The 17,323-nt window shown below is 71.8% G+C and carries 18 protein-coding genes and 1 pseudogene; 11 read left to right on the top strand and 8 right to left on the bottom strand.

Annotated elements, in window-relative coordinates; all coding sequences use genetic code 11:
* The first annotated feature begins 183 nt into the window (after nucleotides 1–183).
* Nucleotides 184–834 carry a LysE family translocator gene (locus ABZ822_RS28255; protein ID WP_360860269.1) on the top strand — a complete coding sequence of 217 codons (651 nt, stop codon included), beginning with the start codon at nucleotides 184–186 and terminating at the stop codon, nucleotides 832–834.
* Between the two features lie 35 nt (nucleotides 835–869).
* Here the strand turns inward: ABZ822_RS28255 and ABZ822_RS28250 are convergent, their stop codons facing one another.
* The gene (locus tag ABZ822_RS28250) at nucleotides 870–1,544 is read right to left on the bottom strand and encodes a DUF5701 family protein (RefSeq protein WP_360860266.1); all 675 of its coding nucleotides are present in this window, start codon (nucleotides 1,542–1,544) and stop codon (nucleotides 870–872) included.
* Nucleotides 1,545–1,881: 337 nt separating this feature from the next.
* Here ABZ822_RS28250 and ABZ822_RS28245 point away from each other — a divergent pair, with 337 nt between their 5' ends.
* The 4 genes from ABZ822_RS28245 to ABZ822_RS28230 all read left to right on the top strand — a co-directional run bounded on the left by ABZ822_RS28245 (nucleotide 1,882) and on the right by ABZ822_RS28230 (nucleotide 5,641).
* Nucleotides 1,882–2,973: a glutamate--cysteine ligase gene (locus ABZ822_RS28245; protein ID WP_360860263.1), complete on the top strand. Its 1,092-nt coding sequence runs from the start codon at nucleotides 1,882–1,884 to the stop codon at nucleotides 2,971–2,973.
* Nucleotides 2,974–3,179: 206 nt separating this feature from the next.
* Nucleotides 3,180–3,536, top strand: a complete 357-nt coding sequence (locus tag ABZ822_RS28240) for a hypothetical protein (protein WP_360860260.1) — start codon at nucleotides 3,180–3,182, stop codon at nucleotides 3,534–3,536.
* Nucleotides 3,537–3,770: 234 nt separating this feature from the next.
* Entirely contained in the window at nucleotides 3,771–4,718 is a 948-nt protein-coding gene (locus ABZ822_RS28235) for an SMP-30/gluconolactonase/LRE family protein (protein WP_360860500.1), read from the top strand.
* A gap of 80 nt (nucleotides 4,719–4,798) precedes the next feature.
* Nucleotides 4,799–5,641: an alpha/beta hydrolase gene (locus ABZ822_RS28230; protein WP_360860257.1), complete on the top strand. Its 843-nt coding sequence runs from the start codon at nucleotides 4,799–4,801 to the stop codon at nucleotides 5,639–5,641.
* A gap of 365 nt (nucleotides 5,642–6,006) precedes the next feature.
* Here the strand turns inward: ABZ822_RS28230 and ABZ822_RS28225 are convergent, their stop codons facing one another.
* The 4 genes from ABZ822_RS28225 to ABZ822_RS28210 form a co-directional block, all read right to left on the bottom strand.
* On the bottom strand, nucleotides 6,007–7,536 hold the full coding sequence (locus ABZ822_RS28225; RefSeq protein WP_360860254.1) for an MDR family MFS transporter: 1,530 nt from the start codon (nucleotides 7,534–7,536) through the stop codon (nucleotides 6,007–6,009).
* Nucleotides 7,537–8,310: 774 nt separating this feature from the next.
* On the bottom strand, nucleotides 8,311–8,673 hold the full coding sequence (locus ABZ822_RS28220) for a hypothetical protein (protein ID WP_360860251.1): 363 nt from the start codon (nucleotides 8,671–8,673) through the stop codon (nucleotides 8,311–8,313).
* Complete coding sequence (locus ABZ822_RS28215) at nucleotides 8,670–9,359, bottom strand: hypothetical protein (RefSeq protein ID WP_360860248.1); 690 nt, start codon at nucleotides 9,357–9,359, stop codon at nucleotides 8,670–8,672. Before ABZ822_RS28215 ends, ABZ822_RS28220 begins: the two co-directional genes overlap by 4 nt.
* A complete protein-coding gene (locus ABZ822_RS28210) occupies nucleotides 9,350–10,033 on the bottom strand; it encodes a sigma-70 family RNA polymerase sigma factor (protein ID WP_360860245.1) in 684 nt (227 codons plus the stop codon). The genes ABZ822_RS28215 and ABZ822_RS28210 overlap by 10 nt, the downstream gene beginning before the upstream one ends.
* Before the next feature lie 181 nt (nucleotides 10,034–10,214).
* Here ABZ822_RS28210 and ABZ822_RS28205 point away from each other — a divergent pair, with 181 nt between their 5' ends.
* The 6 genes and pseudogenes from ABZ822_RS28205 to ABZ822_RS28180 all read left to right on the top strand — a co-directional run bounded on the left by ABZ822_RS28205 (nucleotide 10,215) and on the right by ABZ822_RS28180 (nucleotide 13,975).
* Nucleotides 10,215–10,700, top strand: a complete 486-nt coding sequence (locus tag ABZ822_RS28205) for an Asp23/Gls24 family envelope stress response protein (protein WP_360860242.1) — start codon at nucleotides 10,215–10,217, stop codon at nucleotides 10,698–10,700.
* A gap of 41 nt (nucleotides 10,701–10,741) precedes the next feature.
* Nucleotides 10,742–10,924: pseudogene (locus ABZ822_RS28200) on the top strand (hypothetical protein); the annotation flags it as partial.
* Between the two features lie 203 nt (nucleotides 10,925–11,127).
* On the top strand, nucleotides 11,128–11,445 hold the full coding sequence (locus ABZ822_RS28195) for a hypothetical protein (RefSeq protein WP_360860239.1): 318 nt from the start codon (nucleotides 11,128–11,130) through the stop codon (nucleotides 11,443–11,445).
* An 88-nt stretch (nucleotides 11,446–11,533) separates the two neighbouring features.
* Entirely contained in the window at nucleotides 11,534–12,286 is a 753-nt protein-coding gene (locus ABZ822_RS28190) for a DUF6286 domain-containing protein (RefSeq protein WP_360860236.1), read from the top strand.
* 61 nt (nucleotides 12,287–12,347) lie between these two features.
* Complete coding sequence (amaP, locus tag ABZ822_RS28185; RefSeq protein WP_360860233.1) at nucleotides 12,348–12,953, top strand: alkaline shock response membrane anchor protein AmaP; 606 nt, start codon at nucleotides 12,348–12,350, stop codon at nucleotides 12,951–12,953.
* Nucleotides 12,954–13,102: 149 nt separating this feature from the next.
* On the top strand, nucleotides 13,103–13,975 hold the full coding sequence (locus ABZ822_RS28180) for an oxygenase MpaB family protein (RefSeq protein WP_360860230.1): 873 nt from the start codon (nucleotides 13,103–13,105) through the stop codon (nucleotides 13,973–13,975).
* Nucleotides 13,976–14,072: 97 nt separating this feature from the next.
* Here ABZ822_RS28180 and ABZ822_RS28175 read toward each other — a convergent pair whose 3' ends face one another.
* From ABZ822_RS28175 to ABZ822_RS28165, 3 genes are read right to left on the bottom strand one after another with little or no spacing between them, the layout of a single operon-like run.
* Entirely contained in the window at nucleotides 14,073–15,305 is a 1,233-nt protein-coding gene (locus ABZ822_RS28175) for a hypothetical protein (RefSeq protein ID WP_360860227.1), read from the bottom strand.
* Nucleotide 15,306: 1 nt separating this feature from the next.
* Complete coding sequence (locus ABZ822_RS28170) at nucleotides 15,307–15,804, bottom strand: flavin reductase family protein (RefSeq protein ID WP_360860224.1); 498 nt, start codon at nucleotides 15,802–15,804, stop codon at nucleotides 15,307–15,309.
* The gene (locus tag ABZ822_RS28165) at nucleotides 15,801–17,198 is read right to left on the bottom strand and encodes an LLM class flavin-dependent oxidoreductase (protein ID WP_360860221.1); all 1,398 of its coding nucleotides are present in this window, start codon (nucleotides 17,196–17,198) and stop codon (nucleotides 15,801–15,803) included. Before ABZ822_RS28165 ends, ABZ822_RS28170 begins: the two co-directional genes overlap by 4 nt.
* Between the last annotated feature and the right edge of the window lie 125 nt (nucleotides 17,199–17,323).

Raw genomic sequence — 17,323 nt, 5'->3', positions numbered from 1 at the left:
AATCACCGGATCGGCGATGGGCCCGCGGTGCCGACCCCGAGTCGGTCCAGATCGTTGCGATTGGCCCTGCCCCGGTGCCGCGGCATCCGCTGAAATGGCCAGGTCGCCACCGATGCGTACGGCACCCGGCAACCCCCTTCTGCGCGGTCGACCCGGGTTCCATCACCCGCCGAAGGGATCCCCATGTCAGAACTGGTCGGCTTCGTCGCCGCGGCCCTGGTCATCATCGTGGTGCCCGGCCCCGATCTGACCCTGCTGCTGGCCGTCACCGCCCGATCGGGACGGCATGCCGGAATCGCGACCGCGGCGGGGATCATGCTGGGCCACGCCGTGCTGGCCGCGGCCGCGGTGGCCGGTCTGACGGCCCTGCTGACGGCCTCGGAACTCGGCTACACCGTCCTGCGCCTCGTCGGTGCCCTCTATCTCGTCCACCTCGGCGTCCGAGCCCTGGTGGACTTCGTCCGTCTGCGCCGGAGCGGGGCAGGGGAGGCTCCGGCTCACCCTCACGCCCGGCACACCCGTCCTGACGCGGGACGTGTCGCGCGGGTCTCCTTCCGGCAGGGCCTGGTCAGCAACCTCGTGAACCCCAAAGTGGCGGCCTTCTACCTGTCCCTCTTCCCCCAGTTCACCCTGCCGGGCCTGACGACGACCGCCGCGCACACCGTGCTCGCCGGGCTCTTCTGGATCATGACCCTGCTCTGGCTCTCCTTGGTCCTCCTGCTCCTGGCCCGCGTCGAGGGTCTGCTGCGCCGCCCCGCCGTTCGGCAGGGCCTCGCCGGGTTGTCGGGCGTGAGCCTGGTCGGCCTGGGAGGCGCTCTGGCGCTGCGTGGCTGACCCCGGACGGTGAACTGCCGCAACGGCGCACAGCGTCACAGGGTCCGGCTCTTTCTGCCCGTGGTGGAGGCGAAGCCCAGCCAGGTGTGCCGGTTGCCCGCCCAGCACCAGCCGACCTTGGGGGCGTTGCGGCGTTCGCGGCCGTCCCGTCCGGTGCCGTTGCTGATCCAGATCGCCGGGGTGCGGGCGTCCAGCGTGCCGTTGGCCTTGCGCAGCCGGGAGCCGATGGTCATGAAGCAGCGGTTGCGCTCCAGGGCGTCCGGCTGCTGCAGCACCCAGTGGATGCCCTCGGTGAGCAGCAACGGGGTGCGGGCCTCACCGGTGAGTGCGGGCAGCGCCTCGTCCGGGCTCCAGTTGGCCATCCGGTCGCCGCGGTCGAGACCGGTGAGGAGGTAGAGCGGGGCGCCGGGCGGCGTGACGGTGTCGAGCGGGGCGAAGAGATCGACGTCGGACATGTCCGAGACGACGAAGCCGGGCTTGTCGTCGCGGCGGAGCAGCGGCGCGAGGGCGGATGCGGGGGCACGGTCCGGGTGGACGGCGAGCAGGGTGCCCTCGCCGTCCGCACCGGCCTCGGCCGACTCGGCGAAGGCGCGCAGCTCGGCGGCGGACAGCCCTGCGATCTCGTGCACCCCCGTCTCGATCAGTCGCTCGGCCTGCCGGCTCAGGGACGGGAGGACGGGGAGAGGAGTGGCGGGTGTGGCGTCGGGCACGGGACTCCCAGGGGTCGCGACGTGGACAGGCTTTGCGGCAACGACACAGTCCACCGGAACGTTCCCGTCCCCGCATGCCGTCGCACATTGGCCATGATCACGCCGCTTCGGCGAGCGAGCACTGGTCGGCCCGCGGTGCCGGTCCGAGAGGGTGGCCGCCGACCGGTCCGGGAGGGTGGCCGCCGGCCGGTCCGGGAGGGTGGCCCTCGGCCGGTCGGCCATGTGAGTGACGTGGCGGGGTACTCGGCGCGAGATACCGGGCGCGCACGCAGCGGGGAGGCGAGCCTGGTCGCACCGGGTCGGCAGCGACCCGTACAGCGTGTCGGGAGGCTCGTCAATGCGCAGTGTCGGCGTGGAGGAGGAACTCCTCCTGGTGGACGCCAACTCCGGAGAGCCCAGGGCGCTGTCCGCGGCCGTCCTGGCCTCCGCCACCGGGACCTCGGGTGACACGGAGGAGCACGGATTCGAGGCCGAGCTGCACCGGGAGCAGCTGGAGTTCGCCACCCGGCCGCAGACCGGTATGACGGAGCTGTGGAACGAACTCCGCAGATGGCGCCGTGAAGCGGCGCACCACGCCGGGCGGTTGGGGGCGGCCGTGGCCGCACTGGCCACCTCCCCGCTGGAGGCCAGTCCCTCCATCAGCTCCGAGGAACGCTATCGGTGGCTGCAGGAGCAGTTCGGGCTCACCGCTCAGGAGCAGCTCACCTGCGGATGTCACGTCCATGTGTCCGTGGCATCGGATGAGGAAGGTGTCGCCGTCCTCGACCGCATGCGCCCGTGGCTGCCGGTGCTGCTCGCCCTGAGCGCCAACTCCCCCTTCTGGCAAGGGCAGGACAGCCGGTACGGCAGCTATCGCAGCCGCGTGTGGGGGCGGTGGCCGTCGGCCGGGCCGGCGGAGATGTTCGGCTCCGCCGAGCGTTACCACGCGCAGGTGGAAGCGATGCTGGAGACGGGGGTTCTCCGTGACAAGGGCATGATCTACTTCGACGCCCGCCTGTCGCACAAGTACGACACGGTCGAGGTGCGCGTGGCGGATGTCTGCCTCGACCCCTCGACCACGCTCCTTCTCGCGGCGCTGACGCGCGGCCTGGTCGAGCGGGCGGCCCAGCAGTGGAGGGCCGGTGAGCCGCCGGTGCCGCACGGGGTGGGCGTGCTCCGGTTGGCGGCGTGGCGAGCGGCCCGGTCGGGGCTGGACGGCGACCTGCTGCACCCCCTCACCATGCGCCCCGAATCCTCCGACTCCGTGGTGCGCGCGCTCTTCGAGCATGTGCGGGAGGTCCTCGACGACGGTGACCGGGCTCTGGTCGAGGAGGGACTGCAGGAGTTGTCACGCCGCGGTACGGGTGCCAGGTTCCAGCGCGAACTCTTCCGGCGGACCGGCAGCTTGCGGGATGTGGTGGTCGAGTGCGCGAGGCGTACGGCAGGCTGAGGCCGAACGCCGCAGCGGACCGCGCCCGGCAGGGCGCTCGCGCCGTCACGGTCAGGGTTCCGAAGCCCGGCGCGCCGCACCGGAATGGGATGACGTCCGCTCGGGCACCCGATGACGGATGAATCGCCGGGTGGTCCTCGGACAGCGAGAGGACCGAGCACCCCTCAAGCACGTACGGGCCGGAGCCCGGGAACAGGTGGACTGACATGACACACGGTCAACAGCCTGAGACAGAGGTGACGGTCACCCTCAGCGAATGCACCCGGAGGGACGCAGCCGCGGTCCTCGACGTGCTGTACGCCTGCTACCTGTCGGACGACGCGACCCCACCCGACCGGCACGGGACCGCGACGGTGTGGACCGCCACGCTCGACATCGCGCGCCCGCGCGCTTCACTCGCCCCGACACGGCTGGACGCTCCCGTGGTGGCCCGCATCCTCGGCAGCCACGCCTCGGTGGACTATCTCGAGCAGGTCCTCACCGAAGCCTTCGTGGTGCACGACGAGGGTGGAGCCTCCGGTGACCAGGAGAAGGACGTGCAACTCCGGCTGCAGAGCGGGTGAGACGGGTGCGGCGCCCAGTGGTCGCCCGGACGGCCCACGACCAGGTGCCGGCGCCGCCTCTTGCGGGCACACATCATCGGCCGCACTGTTGGGAGTCACGATGGCATTTCTTCGCAGTCCTGCGGCCCGCGCGTGGAGGACCGAGGAGATGACGCGGTGCGTGCGGGCGGCCAGGGGAAGGAAGGCGCGGTGAGGACGACGGCGGCCCGGTACGAGGGGGAGAACGAGCGGCCTCTGGCGCTGCTGCACGTGAGCGCCCCCGAGGCCGAGGGCCCGGAGGATGTCCAGGTGGACGCCTCCGGCAGGGTCCTGACCGGAACGGGGGACGGCCGGATCCTGCGGTTCACCCTCGACGAAGCCGGGCGTACGGACCACTCCGAGGTACTCGCGCGGACCGGTGGACGACCTCTCGGTCTTGAGGTGACGGCCGACGACGGACTTCTGGTGTGCGACGCCCGACGCGGTCTCCTGCGCGTCGACACCCGAGCGGGTTCGGTGGAGGTCCTGGCCGATGAGGTGGACGGGCGTCCGCTCCGGTTCTGCAGCAATGTCACCGAGGCGAGCGACGGCACGGTGTACTTCACGGTCTCCAGCCGCCGCCACGGACTGGAGGCATGGCTCGGCGACATCCTTGAGCACACGGGGACCGGGCTGCTGGTGCGCCTCCGGCCGGGCGGTGAGCCAGAAGTCCTGCTCGACGGGCTGCAGTTCGCCAACGGCGTGGCGCTCGCTCCGGACGAGTCGTTCCTGATCGTCGCGGAGACCGGCGCGTACCGGCTCACCCGGTTCTGGCTGACCGGGCCCCGGGCCGGTCGCCGGGACACCTTCCTCGACGGTCTGCCGGGCTTTCCCGACAACATCTCACGAAGCCCGGGCGGACTGTACTGGATCGCGATCGCGAGCCCGAGGGAACCGGCCCTGGACTGGCTCCACCGCAGATCAGGAACGGTCCGGCGGGCCGCCGGGGCCATGGGAGCCGCGGTCACCAGGCTCAGAGCCCGGCCTCGTACTACGGTCAGGGTCCTGGCCGTCGATTCGGAGAGCCGGATCGTGCACGACCTCGTTCTCCGTCGCTCGCCCTATCGCATGGTCACCAGTGTCTGCGCGTTCGGCGACGGGCTCGTGCTGGGAAGCCTGAACGAACGCGGCGTCGCCGTGTGCGGTCCGCCTCGGACCCGGTGACGAGTGGCCGGACCGGGCCGCGCGATTCAGGTGTGAGCGGGCGCCCCTGTCGGCCGGGGCATCTCGAAGGAGCGTTGCTGGTGGGCACGTGGGAGTTGGGTGAGAGCTTCGACAGCGGCCTGGGCGAGGTCCGATGGGACCGGCTGGGCGATCCGGGCGGCGCACCTCTCGTCCTGCTGCACGGCACGCCGTTCTCCTCGTTCATCTGGCGTGATGTCGCTCCGGCTGTGGCCCGCAGCCGCTCGGTGTACGTCTTCGACATGCCGGGTTACGGCTCCTCGGCCATGGTCGAAGGACAGGACCTGTCCCTGGACGCGCTGGCCTGCGTCTTCGCCGACCTGCTCGGGCACTGGGGGCTGGACCGCCCGGACGTCGTCGCCCACGATTCCGGCGGCGCCGTCGCGCTGGGCGCGCACGTGGACCGCGGTGTCCCCTACCGCAGCCTGGTCCTGGTCGACGCGGTGTCGCTGTCCCCGTGGGGCAGCGCGTTCTTCGGGCTGGTGGGGGAGCACACGGAGGTCTTCCGCCAACTGCCGGGGACATTGCACCGGATGATGCTCCGCGAGTACGTCGCCACGGCGAGTTCGCCGGGCCTGCGCCCGGAGGTGCTGGACACCCTGACCGCGCCGTGGCTCGGAGCGGACGGGCAGGCAGCCTTCTACCGTCAACTCGCCCAGCGGCGCGCGGACCCGTCGTACACCGACCGCATCCACCGCGGCTACACCGGGATCGATCTGCCGGCCCTGGTGTGCTGGGGCGCCGAAGACACCTGGGTCCCGGCCGAACGCGGCCGTGAGCTCGCCGGCCTCATCGCAGGTTCCGAACTCCGCGTCATCGAGGGCGCGGGCCACCTGCTCCCCGAGGACCGCCCCGCCGAACTCACCGCCGCGCTGCTCGCCTTCCTGCAGCGCGGCGAGGGTTGACTCGGGTACCGATCCCAGTCGTGGAGTTCACCGGACGGCCGCCGTCAGGTCACGTTCGGCTGGACCCTGACGGTGCCGGGTGTCGCCGGGCCGCCCGAGGTGGAGAAGGCCGTTCAGGAATTCCTTGTGGCCGCCCTCGGTGCCACATGCGGGGCGGAGCGGAACCGCTGACGGCCCCGGGCGCCTGGCGCGTGGTGTCGCTCCTCCGCCAATGAGCCCGTACGGCAGTACGCCTCCCCCGGCAAAGGTGCCGGGGGAGGCGTACTGCCGTACGGGCGTTCCTGCCGACCTGGATCAGGCGCCGTCTGCTCGGACCGTGTCGTACGAGAGGTGGAGATGGGCTCGGCGCGTGCGGTCGGCGCCGTTCACCGGATGTCCGTCTTCTTCTCGCCGACAACGGCCGCCGTGCTGTGCTGCTGCATCGCAGGTCCGTCGTCGGGCGCGTCCGCGCCGACGTTGCCGTGGTCCGGGGCGCCCGCGACCCGGTTCGGCAGCTTCGCCGCGACGACGATCGTCACCACGGCGAGGGCGGTCGCGATGCCGAAGGCCAGCTTCATCCCGCTCACCTGTGCGGGCACCGCGGCGACGCCGTCGGCGACCAGGTGGCTGGAGCGTGCGGACATCACCGTCACCACAAGCGCGGTCCCGAACGCTGCGGCGACTTGCTGCAACGTCCCGAGCATCGAGCTGCCGTGCGAGTACAGGTGCGGGGGAAGCCCGCCCATGCCGAGTGTGAAGACCGGGGTGAACGTCGCCGCCAGGCTGACCATCAGCAGCGCGTGCAATCCCAGCACCTGCCAGAACGGCATCGTCAAGGAGACCTGGGTGAAACCGCCGAGGGCGAGCACCATTCCGATCGAGCCGGGCAGCACCAGGGGCCGGCTGCCGAACCGGTCGAACGTCTTGCCGATGGTCGGCCCCAACAGGCCCATCACCAGACCGCCCGGCATCATCAGCAGACCGGTCTCCAGCGGGGTGAGCCCCCGCAGGTTCTGCAGGTACAGCGGCAGCAGGATCATCGACCCGAGCATCGCCAGGAACCCGATGGACATGAGGGCCAAGGACAGGCTGTAGGTCCGGTGCCTGAGGGTGCGCAGGTCCATCAGGGGTGCACCGGTGCGCTGCAGCTTGAGTTGGCGGATCACGAAGACCGCGATGGCCGCGGAGCCCGCGGCGACGATGCCGATGGCGGTGCCGACCTCGCCATCACCCTCGCCGAAGAGGCTCAGGCCGTACACCAGGCCGCCGAAGCCGAGCGTCGCCAGGACGACGCTGGGCCAGTCGATCGAGCTCACCTGCTGCTCGCTGATGTTCTCCACCTTGCGCAGTCCGAACAAGGTCACCAGAGCCGCGATCGGCAGGACGGCCACGAACAGCAGTCGCCAGGACCCGACCTGCAGGATCAGGCCGGACACGGCGGGGCCGAGCGCGGGCGCCACCGAGATCGCCAGGGTGACGTTGCCCATCACCCGGCCGCGGTCCTGCTCGGGGACCACGATCATCAACGTGGTCATCAGCAGGGGCATCATCACAGCTGTCCCCGCCGCCTGCACGATCCGACCGAGCAGCAGCACCTCGAAGGCCGGCGCGACGGCTGAGAGTGCCGTACCCGCGAGGAACACACCCATCGCGATCCCGTAGGCCCGGCGGGTGGTGACCCGCTGCAGGAACCAGCCAGTGACGGGAATCACCGCGGCCATGGTGAGCATGAACGCGGTGGACACCCACTGCGCGGACTGCTCGGTGATGTGCAACGAGTCCATCAACCGCGGGATGGCGTTGATCATGATGGTCTCGTTGAGGATCACCACGAACGTGGCCAGTACCAGCAACCGCACCACCGTCGGGGTACGCCCCGCCCGTACGGCCGGTTGTTGTGGGATCGCAGCCGACATGGCAGCACCTCGCTGGGATTACGGGTCACAGGCGCCTCGCAGCCAGGGCTGCCGGCGTGGACGTGGGTCATGGCACCGGTGAAGACCGGCATGACCGGCGGAACTCATCGGTCGCCCCGAGTGTTCCGCATCACCGCGCAGATCTCCCCCGAATTTTCCTCTGCCCCAAGAGGGTATTCCTTGTCCGCCCCCGACCCGGCAAGCGGGTCCCGAACGCCGTGCGAACGGTTCGTCCCCCACCTGGCTCCGGTCCAGGTCCGCCTGGCTCCGGTCCAGGTCCGCGCGCGCAGCCGTACACGGCACGGTCGCCGCCTTCGCCTTGCGCATCGTCTCGACGACTCCGTCCTTGGCGGAGGGTGAGCAGGCGCCGCGCGGCTGGGGAAGAGGTCGCTCGCTTCGTCCTGAAATGTGCGCGGTGACTGCGGTCTTGAGCTGTCGATACGCGAAGCCGTTCACGGCATGCGTCGTGGTGCAGCGCAGGCGATGTCAGCGGTGGCGCGGACTCTGCGCGCGGTGCTTGGCCCGTGAGGGTGCGAAGCTCAGCAGGAGCAGCGCCGCCAGCATGGGGGCGGTGAGAAGTACGAGGTTGGTCATCGTCTGCCTCACTTCCTATGGCTGTGTCTTGTTCGCCTGACCGGTGACGGCTGTGACCAAACACCTCTCCTTCATGCGGGGCGCAGGACATGTCCGCCATGGCGCAAAAGGGGCGGCGCCTCGGCAGTTCCAGGGAGGCGTAGCCCGATGTCCCGCCTGCGCTGCCAGGGTGGTGAAGGTTCAGACCGGCTCGGTGCGGGTGATCGAGACCAGCACGTCGACACGACCGGGCTCGTCCCGCCCGGCGAGGTGGTCGGTGACGGCGGCCCGCACGCGTTCGCGGACGTCCCGGGCGGTGTCCAGCACACGCCGCGACTCGTCGACGATGCAGCGCACCTCGACGTGCCAGCCCGGTGGGTCGTGGGTGTGGACGGTCCGGATGCCGGCTTCGGGCGGAGCAGTCGGGGAGTGCGTGCCGTGTCCGCCGCGGACGGCCGCGGCCAACTGGTGGCGCAGACCGGGCTGCAGGTCTCTCACCCCGGGGGCGGAGAGGGCCGCGCGAGCAGCGGCCCGGTGGAGGGCGCTCACCTCACGGTCGTTCACGAGGTCCGCCCTCCGGGCCGGGTGGCTTCGCGCGGGCGGCGGGGGTGGAGGCGCCCCGTGACGTCCACTATCTCGATGTCGACGGTGGTGACGGCCAGTCCGAGGACCCGGTCCGCGGCGCGGAGCACGGCCTGACGTACCAGATCGGCCCGTTGGGGCAGCGGTGCCCCCAGTCCGGAGGCCAGGGTGAGGGCGACATGCACGCCGGTGCCGTCCCCCGTGGGGGTCAGACGGCAGCTGCACGCCTGTGTGCCGGGAACGGTGTCGGCTGCCCGCCGGAGGACCTTCGCGGCCGCGGTCTCCGAGATCCGCAGGTCGCGCGCGGGGTCGTCCAGCAGGAGCGTGCGCCCGATCCGGACCTCGGTGCGTACGGCGTCGATGACCCGCCCCGCGAGTGTGGTCCCGCTCGGGCGCTCCCGGGTGCGGAGCGCGAGCGTGGCCCGGTCGAGAGCCGTCAGTCCTTCGACCGCCTGTGTGCAGTACGGGCAGGAGGCGATGTGCGGGTCCAGCGGGCCGGTGCGGTCACGGGCCTGCTCCCAGGCCAGGCTCAGCGGGCGTCCGCAGGGCAGCCGCTCGTCCCCGGCCATCAGGGCGGCGTCGCCCGACCGCAGCACGGTGGGGCGTGCGCCGGTCCTTCCCGGTGGGGCGCTGCCGGCATAAGGGGAGTGCGAGTCGTCTAGCGCCATGACGTCATCTCCTTCGTCAAGGAGCGCCGCGCGCGGAAGAGCCTGCCGCGCACGGACTGTTCGCTGGTGCCCATCACCTGGGCGATCTCTTCGTAGTGCAGACCGTGCAACTCCCTCAGCACCCAGCATGCACGCTGGTCGGCGGGGAGTGAACCGAGCGCCCGGGCCAGGGCCGCGGTGGCGGCGTCGGCCTCGGCGGCGCGCTCGGGGGAGGCGTGCGCGTCGCGGGTGGTGGGCTCGGGGGCGTTCTCCAGGGACACGGTGGGCGTCCGCCGGCGGAGGGTGTTGAGACACCGGTTGGTGACGATGCGGTACATCCAGGTTCGGAACTGGGCGTCGCCGCGGAACTCCGGGAGCCGCCGCCAGGCGCGGATGAAGGCGTCCTGCACCGCGTCCTCGGCGTCCGCGAGGTTGCCGAGGAGATGGACGGCGAGCGCCAGCAGTGCGGGGGTGTGCCGGCGGACGAGAACGGCGAAGGCGTCGTCGTCGCCCTCGCCCGCCCGTACGGACAGCAGCCAGTCCTCCGCCGCGTCCAGCCCGTCGTCCCCGGACGCCGCGGCCGGCCCGTCCTTCCCGGCCGCCGTGCTGCCGGGAAGTGCCTGGCCTGGTCCGCCGGGCGGGGGCGGCGCGCCCTCTTCCCGTGGGGGCGATCGGAAGCCGTTCTGCTCGCGCATCGGTTCTCACTTGCGGTTCCGGGGCCGCCGTCACTCTGCGTGCGGGCCTTATGGGCCATTTCTGCATCCTATGCGAGAAATGTTCTTTTTCTGCGTGAGGGTTTCCGCTGCGGGGTGTCCAAGCAGTGACGGGCATCGACGTGATGCCCGCTCGGGACCTCTATCGCCGAGGAGCATCCTCATGACGGACACGACCAGCCCTCCCGCCACAGGCAGAGGCCACTCGAACGAGACCGGCAAGGAACGGCAGGGCGGAAAGAAGCCCCGGTCCCCCGAGGACCGCGGGCGTACCACGATCTCGGACAGTGTGGTCGAGAAGATCTCCGCGATGGCCACGCGCGAGGTACCGGGCATCCACAGCCTCGGCGCGGGCATGGCCCGGCGTATCGGAGCCGTCCGTGACCGCGTCCCCGCCGGCAAGCCGGGCCTGACGCGCGGTGTGAGCGTCGAGGTCGGCGAGCGCCAGGCAGCGGTGGATCTCGATGTCGTCGTCGAGTACGGCGTCTCGATATCCGATGTCGCGGGCGAGGTGCGCGCGAACGTCATCGCGGCCGTGGAGCGGATGACCGGCCTGGAGGTCGTCGAGGTGAACATCGCCGTGGACGACGTCCATCTGCCCGACGAGGAGGACGAGACTTCGGAGGAGAGCGAGGGCCGCGTGGCGTGAGCCGCGGGTCCCCCTCGGGACACGAGACAGGTGAGTGAGGGATGACCAAGCCAACGATCGGGCTGCTGACGGGCATGGTCCTGGGGTTCGCCGGCTACTTCGGAGGGTTCGGGGCGTTCGTGGTGGTGGCCGCCCTGGGTGCCCTGGGGCTGATCATCGGCGGCTTCCTGCAGGGTGACCTCGCCCTGGGCGACTTCGTACGTCCCCGGGAGGAGGCGCGTCGCCCGCGCGACGAGGGGCGCCGTACGCGGAGCCCCGGCCCCCCGCAGTCCAGGACACAGTCCAGGCCGCCGTCCCGGAGTGACACCGGACCTGTCCGGAGCCGGGTCTCATGACCACGCGGCCCTCCGCTCCCGCGCTTCCCGGAGCGTCCGGGGGCGCGGGAGCGGGCGGGCGGCTTCCGCCACCGGCCGAGCGCGGAGCAACCGTGATCCCGGAGAAGGTGGTGGCCCGCATCGCTGTCCGGGCGGCGCGAGAGGCGTTGCTCCGGCAGCCGGCCCCGCCACTCGTGCGGAGCGTCCTGGCCGACCCCCGCTCCTCGGCGGTGGTCCACCGTGGCGCGGCCCGGCTGGGCCTGACCGTGGAACTGCCTTACCCCATCGACATCGCCGACGCGTCCCGCCGCGTGCAGGAGCACGTCGCTCAGCGCGTGGCCCAGCTGACCGACCTGCGCGTCACCGACGTCAACCTCGTCATCGGCCGACTGGTCTCCGTCGAGAGCCAGGAAGGCCGACGGGTGGCCTGAACCCGGCACGCTCCCTGAATCCAAAGGCAGGACGGGCCACGGGCACGGGGCAGCCGCGTAGGGACAAGGGCCGCGGAAGGAGGTGCTCATGACCCGCCATCAGACGCCCACCTCGCCCGGTTCCGGGGACACGACCCCGAACGGACGCCCCGCCGCCCAGGGCACACGGACACCGCTGGACAAGCCTCCGCGGTCTGCCGGGACATCTGCCGACGGCCCGTCAACACCCCTCCCTGCGACCGGTGATGACCGTCGTCGACGTGGTGACGTCCCGGACAGTCCGCACCGGCCGTGGTCGACACGGCGCGCTCCGGCCGCAGTTGTCGCGCTGGGTCTGCTGCTGGCCGCCGGGACGCTGCTCTACGAGGTCGTCCGGGTCCGTACCGGCCACGAAGCCGCCTCCTGGCGCAAGGAGTTGGCCGATGAGCTGGCGACCCGCCCCCTGGACGACGTCTGGGTGCTCACCGGTGCCGCCGTCGCGGCGGCGCTCGGACTGTGGCTGGCCGTCCTGGCGCTGACCCCCGGACTACGTCACCACCTGCCGCTCCGCGTCACCGGCGGCACGGACAGGCACACGCACACGGACTCGGCGCGCGCGGTGCTGGACCGTGCCGGCGCCCGGCAACTGCTGCGCGACGCCGCCCTTCGCGTCCCCGGTGTGAGCCGGGCCAAGGTCCGGGTCCGCAGACGCGGGATACGCGTGCGCGCGGACGCGGGATTCCGCGACCTGGACGAGGTCCGTGCCGACCTCACCGACGTCCTGGCCCACGAACAGACGGACCGGCTCGCCCTGGCCCGTCCGCTGCGGCTGAGAGTCCGCGTACGGCGGCGCCCCAGGTGACGGCAGCACGAACCCCATCGAACGTCGTACGAGCCGCCGCTCAGGGGGAGTTGGAGGAGCGATGAGAACCCAGTCCACCATCAACCGGGTCCTGCTGGCGTCGATCGGCATGGTGCTGCTGGGCGGCGGACTCCTCGTCCTCGCCGGGGGTTTCGACATCTACCGGCACTGGGATCTGAACCCTCCCGTCGGCTGGCCGCTGACCGCACCCGACGACGTCCTCCTCTCCACCGCCGATCGCACGGCATGGACCGATCAGGACTGGTGGTGGCCGGCCGTGATCGCAGGACTGGCCATCGTCCTCCTGCTGGCCCTGTGGTGGTTCCTCGCTCAGCTGCGCCGGCACCGCCCCGGCCGTATGCCCGTGGGGAGCCCGGACCGCCGGCAGGGCGTACAGCTGCGGGACGACGCGCTGAGCGACGCCCTCGCCGCCGACGCCGGAAGCCTCCCGGGCGTCCGGAACGCCGCGGTACGCCTCACGGGCCGACCCTCACGCGCCGAGGCCCACATCGGCCTCGTCCTCGATCCGGACGGGGCTCCCGACGCGGTGCTGGAGGCGCTGTGGAGCGGTCCGGTCGAGCGGGCCCGCCGCTCCGCCGGGTGGCAACACCTGCCCGTCTCGGCCTCCTTGCAGGTCGCCCGTCGAGCACCGCACCGCGCCGACTAGCGATGGGTCCGCCGGACGGAGCGCCGGAACCTCCCGGCGATGACGTGGCGTCGCACGGACGGACCGGTCCCTTCGCACGGACCGGTCCCGTCGCACGGACCGGTTCCGTCGCACGGACCGGTTCCGTCGCACGGGTCGATACTGGAGGCGTGGACGTCGTTCCCCGAGCGCGCGTGGACCTCCGGGCCCGGCTGGGCGGCGCGCTCTTCAGCCGCGTCGCAGGGCCGGAGGGCCCGGCCAACCGCGCCCGGATCCACGACACACCAGGGCCACGGTGGTTCGCACCGGACGCGGCCATCCGCACCGTCCACGGCGACGCCTCCATGTTCATCGGCGGGCTCAGCGCCCTCCTGTTCCAGTCGCTGCACCCCCTCGCCATGGCAGCGGTCGCCGCCCACTCCGGCTACCGGGACGAACCGTGGCAGCGTCTCCAGCGCACCAGCACCTTCCTCGCCGTCACCACCTTCGGCACGGCACAGGACGCACAGCGCGCGGTCGACCGCGTACGGAAGGTCCACCGGAGCGTGCGGGGCACCACACCGGCCGGCGAGACGTACTCGGCAGCCGACCCGGATCTGCTCGGCTGGGTCCACGTCGCCGAGGTCGACAGCTTTCTCCGCGCCCACCGGCGCTACGGCGCGCAGCCGCTCGACGCCGCAGGCCGCGACGCGTACATCGCCGACACGGCCCGTGTGGCGACCGCGCTCGGCGTCATCGACCCGCCGCGCACGCAGGAGGAACTGGCGGCCCGTATCGCCGCCTACCGCCCTCACCTGCGCGCCACGCGCGAGGCCCACGAGGCGGTCCGCTACGTCCTGCTGCACCCGCCGCTGCCCTGGATCGCGCGCGGTCCGTACGCCGTTCTCGGCGCGAACGCCGTGGCCACGCTTCCGGTGTGGGCGCGGGACGCACTGAGGCTGCCGCGCCTCGCCGGGGTGGACAGCACCTGCGTCCGGCCCGCCGGACGAGCCCTCACCGCCGCCATCCGCTGGGCGATGGCCCGCCCGCCGGCCACCGCTTGACCAGACTGGCGCGGAACGGCCGTGCGTTTCGAACGGGGCCGCGGTCCCGCCCGCCCGCGGTCGGTGGCGGGAGAGCGGGACCGCCGCCGGCTACCGCTCAGCCCCAGGTGGTCTCCGCGTGCCACCAACGGGCCAGTTCCTCCAGCCGGTTGCTCACCTCCGCCTCCGACGCCCCCGTGACGACCGCATGGGCCGCGGAGTCCACCGCGTGGCGCATCCCCTCGCCCACGGCGCCCACCTCCAGATGGACGGTGAGGTGGACCCCCGGGACCGGGCACGGACCGGCCGGTGGCTCGAAGCGGCCCGTGCCGGGCGGGAGGGAGATCCAGCCGTACGTCTCGGCCGGAGCGCCGAGCCCGGTGTCCGCGGAGAGCTCCAGCCCGCACTGGGCACGAAGGCCCTCCTTCGCGAGATGGACTCCGAAGGCCCGCTCGTACGTCTCGGCGATGGGCCCTCCGCCCGCGCGGCTTGCGATCTCGCACAGCACCGGTGCTCCGTCGTCCCCCACCCAGGCTTCCAGGTGGAAGCTGCCCGGCATCGGGGAGGCGGGCAGTGCTGCGACGACGTCGGAGGTGAACGCGGTGAGCCGTGCCGTCAGCGGGTCACCGGCGTCGAGCATCACGCTGCTGAGGGCGGACGCGTCCCGCAGATGTTCGGCCACGCCCGTGTTGTAGCGGGAGGGCCAGCAGTGCAGCACCTCATGGCCGCGCATGATGCCGTCGACGTGGAAGAACTCCCCGTGGGCGAAGGACTCCGCCATCCACTGGCCCGCCACGAAGGGGACGGTACGCGGCCGTCCCGGGTCCAGGAACGCGTCCACGTCCTTCTCGCTCCGCAGGGCGGCGAATCCCTCGGCGCCGGCGCCGAACCGCGGCTTGACCACGACGGGGAAGCCGTGCGCGTCGACGAAGTCGAGGAGGCCCAACGGGTCGTCGACCGGGGCGAATTCGGGTACGGCCAGCCCTGCCGCACGCGCCAGCCGCTTCATCACCACCTTGTCGCGGTAGGCGAGGGCGGACACTCCGGGCTGTCCGGGCAGGCCCAGCCGGTCGCGCAGACGGGCCGCGCGCAACACGTCGTCCTCGCTGGTGCTCGCCACCAGATCCACACCGAAGGCGCGTGCCGCCTCCTCCGCGACGACGTCGGTGGCCCAGCTCTCGTAGTCGTCGACCAGCCGGTGGCCCAGGAAGCGTTCGGTGACGAGGTCGCCGGTCCCGGCGACCGCCTTCCGCGGCGTGACCAGGACGACGTCGGACGCTGCGTCGCCCAGCCAGTTGTGGAGGGGCCGCCGGTCGAGCGGCCGGCGGGAGAAGAGAAGCACTTTCGGCATGTCAGATCCTCGCGGGGACGGTGGAACCGGCTGGGAGCAGAGCGCCCTGATGGTGGATCAGGGCGTTCCCGGGCGTACCGGTCTCCGCGTGCTCGACGCTGCAGACCACCAAGTGGTGGTCTCCGAGCCGGACTTGGCGGTAGCGGAAGCCGATGAGCCGGGCCGCGCAGCCGTCGAGCAGCGGAACTCCCCGCGGTCCGGTGCTCCACCGGGTGGGCGGGGCGAAGCGGTCGACACCCCGGGCCGCGAACCGTTCGGCCAGGTCTGTCTGGTCAGCCGACAGGATGTGGAGGCCGAACCACATGCTCCTCTGGAGACGGGCCCACGTGGAGGAGGACTCGGCCAGGGCGAAGGAGACCAGGGCGGGGTCGGCACTGATCGAGGTGAACGAGGTGATGGTGACGCCCGCCGGCCCGGTGGGCGTGGCCGCGGTGAGCACGGCCACGCCGGAGGCGTGCGAACGCAGGACGGAGCGCAGCTCCCTGCCGTCGATCGTCATGCCCGGACCCCGGACGCCCGGAAGGCGGGGCGGGGCAGGCCCAGGTTCTCCCGGAGCGTGGAGCCTTCGTACTCGGTCCGCATGAGCCCGCGGCGCTGAAGCTCCGGTACGACCAGGTCGACGATGTCGTCGAGCCCGCCGGGCAGGTGGGACGGCATGATGTTGAAGCCGTCGGCGGCGCCGTTGCGGAACCAGTCCTCCAGTTCGTCGGCGATGGATTCCGGTGTGCCCAGGAGGAAGCGGTGCCCGCGGCCGCCGGCGACCGAGAGGTAGAGCTGACGAATGGTCAGACCCTGTCGCCGGGCCTGCTCGTAGACGAGCTGCTGCCGGCTGGTGCTGCCCTCCGTGGGCGGCAGCTCGGGCAGCGGACCGTCCAGGGGCAGGTGGGAGATGTCGATGTCGCCGAGGAGGCCGGTCAGCAGACCGAGTCCGACGACCGGGTCGACGAGGTCCTGCAGCTCGGCGTACTTGTCCTCGGCCTCGGAACGCGTACGCCCGGCCATGACGAAGACTCCGGGGAGGACCTTGACGTGATCGGGGTGGCGGCCATGGGCGGCGACCTGCTCGCGTATGCCTTGGTAGTAGGCCTGCGCCTGGTCGAGGGTCTGCTGGGCGGTGAAGACGACCTCGGCCCACTGAGCGGCGAAGTCCTGCCCGTCGGGTGAGGAACCGGCCTGGACGATGACCGGGTGGCCCTGCGGCGGCCGGGCCACGTTCAGCGGCCCCCGCACCCGGAAGTGCTCACCGCGGTGGCCCAGGATGTGCAGCTTCTCCGGGTCGAAGAAGCGGCCGGACTTCTGGTCGTGGAGGAACGCGTCGTCCTCCCAGCTGTCCCACAGGCCCGTGACCACGTCCATGAACTCGCGTGCGCGGTGGTAGCGGGCCGCATGGTCGGGCTGCTGCTCCAGGTTGAAGTTCCGCGCCTCGGCGTCGGTCACGGAGGTGACGACGTTCCAGCCGGAGCGGCCCTGGCTGAGGTGGTCGAGCGAGGCGAACTTCCGGGCGACGTGGAACGGTTCGTTGTACGTGGTGGAGGCCGTCGCCGTCAGACCGATGCGGGTGGTGTGCACGGCGAGCGCGGACAGCAGCGTCAGCGGCTCGAAGTGGACCATACGGCCCTGGCGGCTCAGCTCGTCGGCGTCCTTGTAGTGCGTCCTGATGCCGGCGCCGTCGGACAGGAAGATCATGTCGAACTTGCCGCGTTCGGCGGTCTGCACCACGGAGCGGTAGTGGTCGAAGTCGAGGCCGCCGTCCGGGCGGGCGTCGGGGTGGCGCCAGGCGGCGACGTGGTGGCCGGGCGCCGGCAGGAAGGCGCCCAGCTTCATCATCCGCCGGGCGTCCTTCCGGTGCCGGCCGGCGCTGTGCGTGCTGGTGTCGGGCTGGTTCGTGGTCACGGTGTTGCTCTCCGATGGAAGGGGCCGGCCGGTCCGGCCGGTGTCGCGGTTCAGCCGAGGCGGCGGGCGGGTGCTCCGTCGAGGTAGGCGCGGATGTCCTGAACGGCGTGGCCGTAATAGGTCGC

Source organism: Streptomyces sp. NPDC047108 (genome assembly GCF_040643575.1).
In the GTDB taxonomy this organism is placed as follows: Bacteria; Actinomycetota; Actinomycetes; order Streptomycetales; family Streptomycetaceae; genus Streptomyces.
This window is presented reverse-complemented; position numbering and strand designations above follow the sequence as displayed.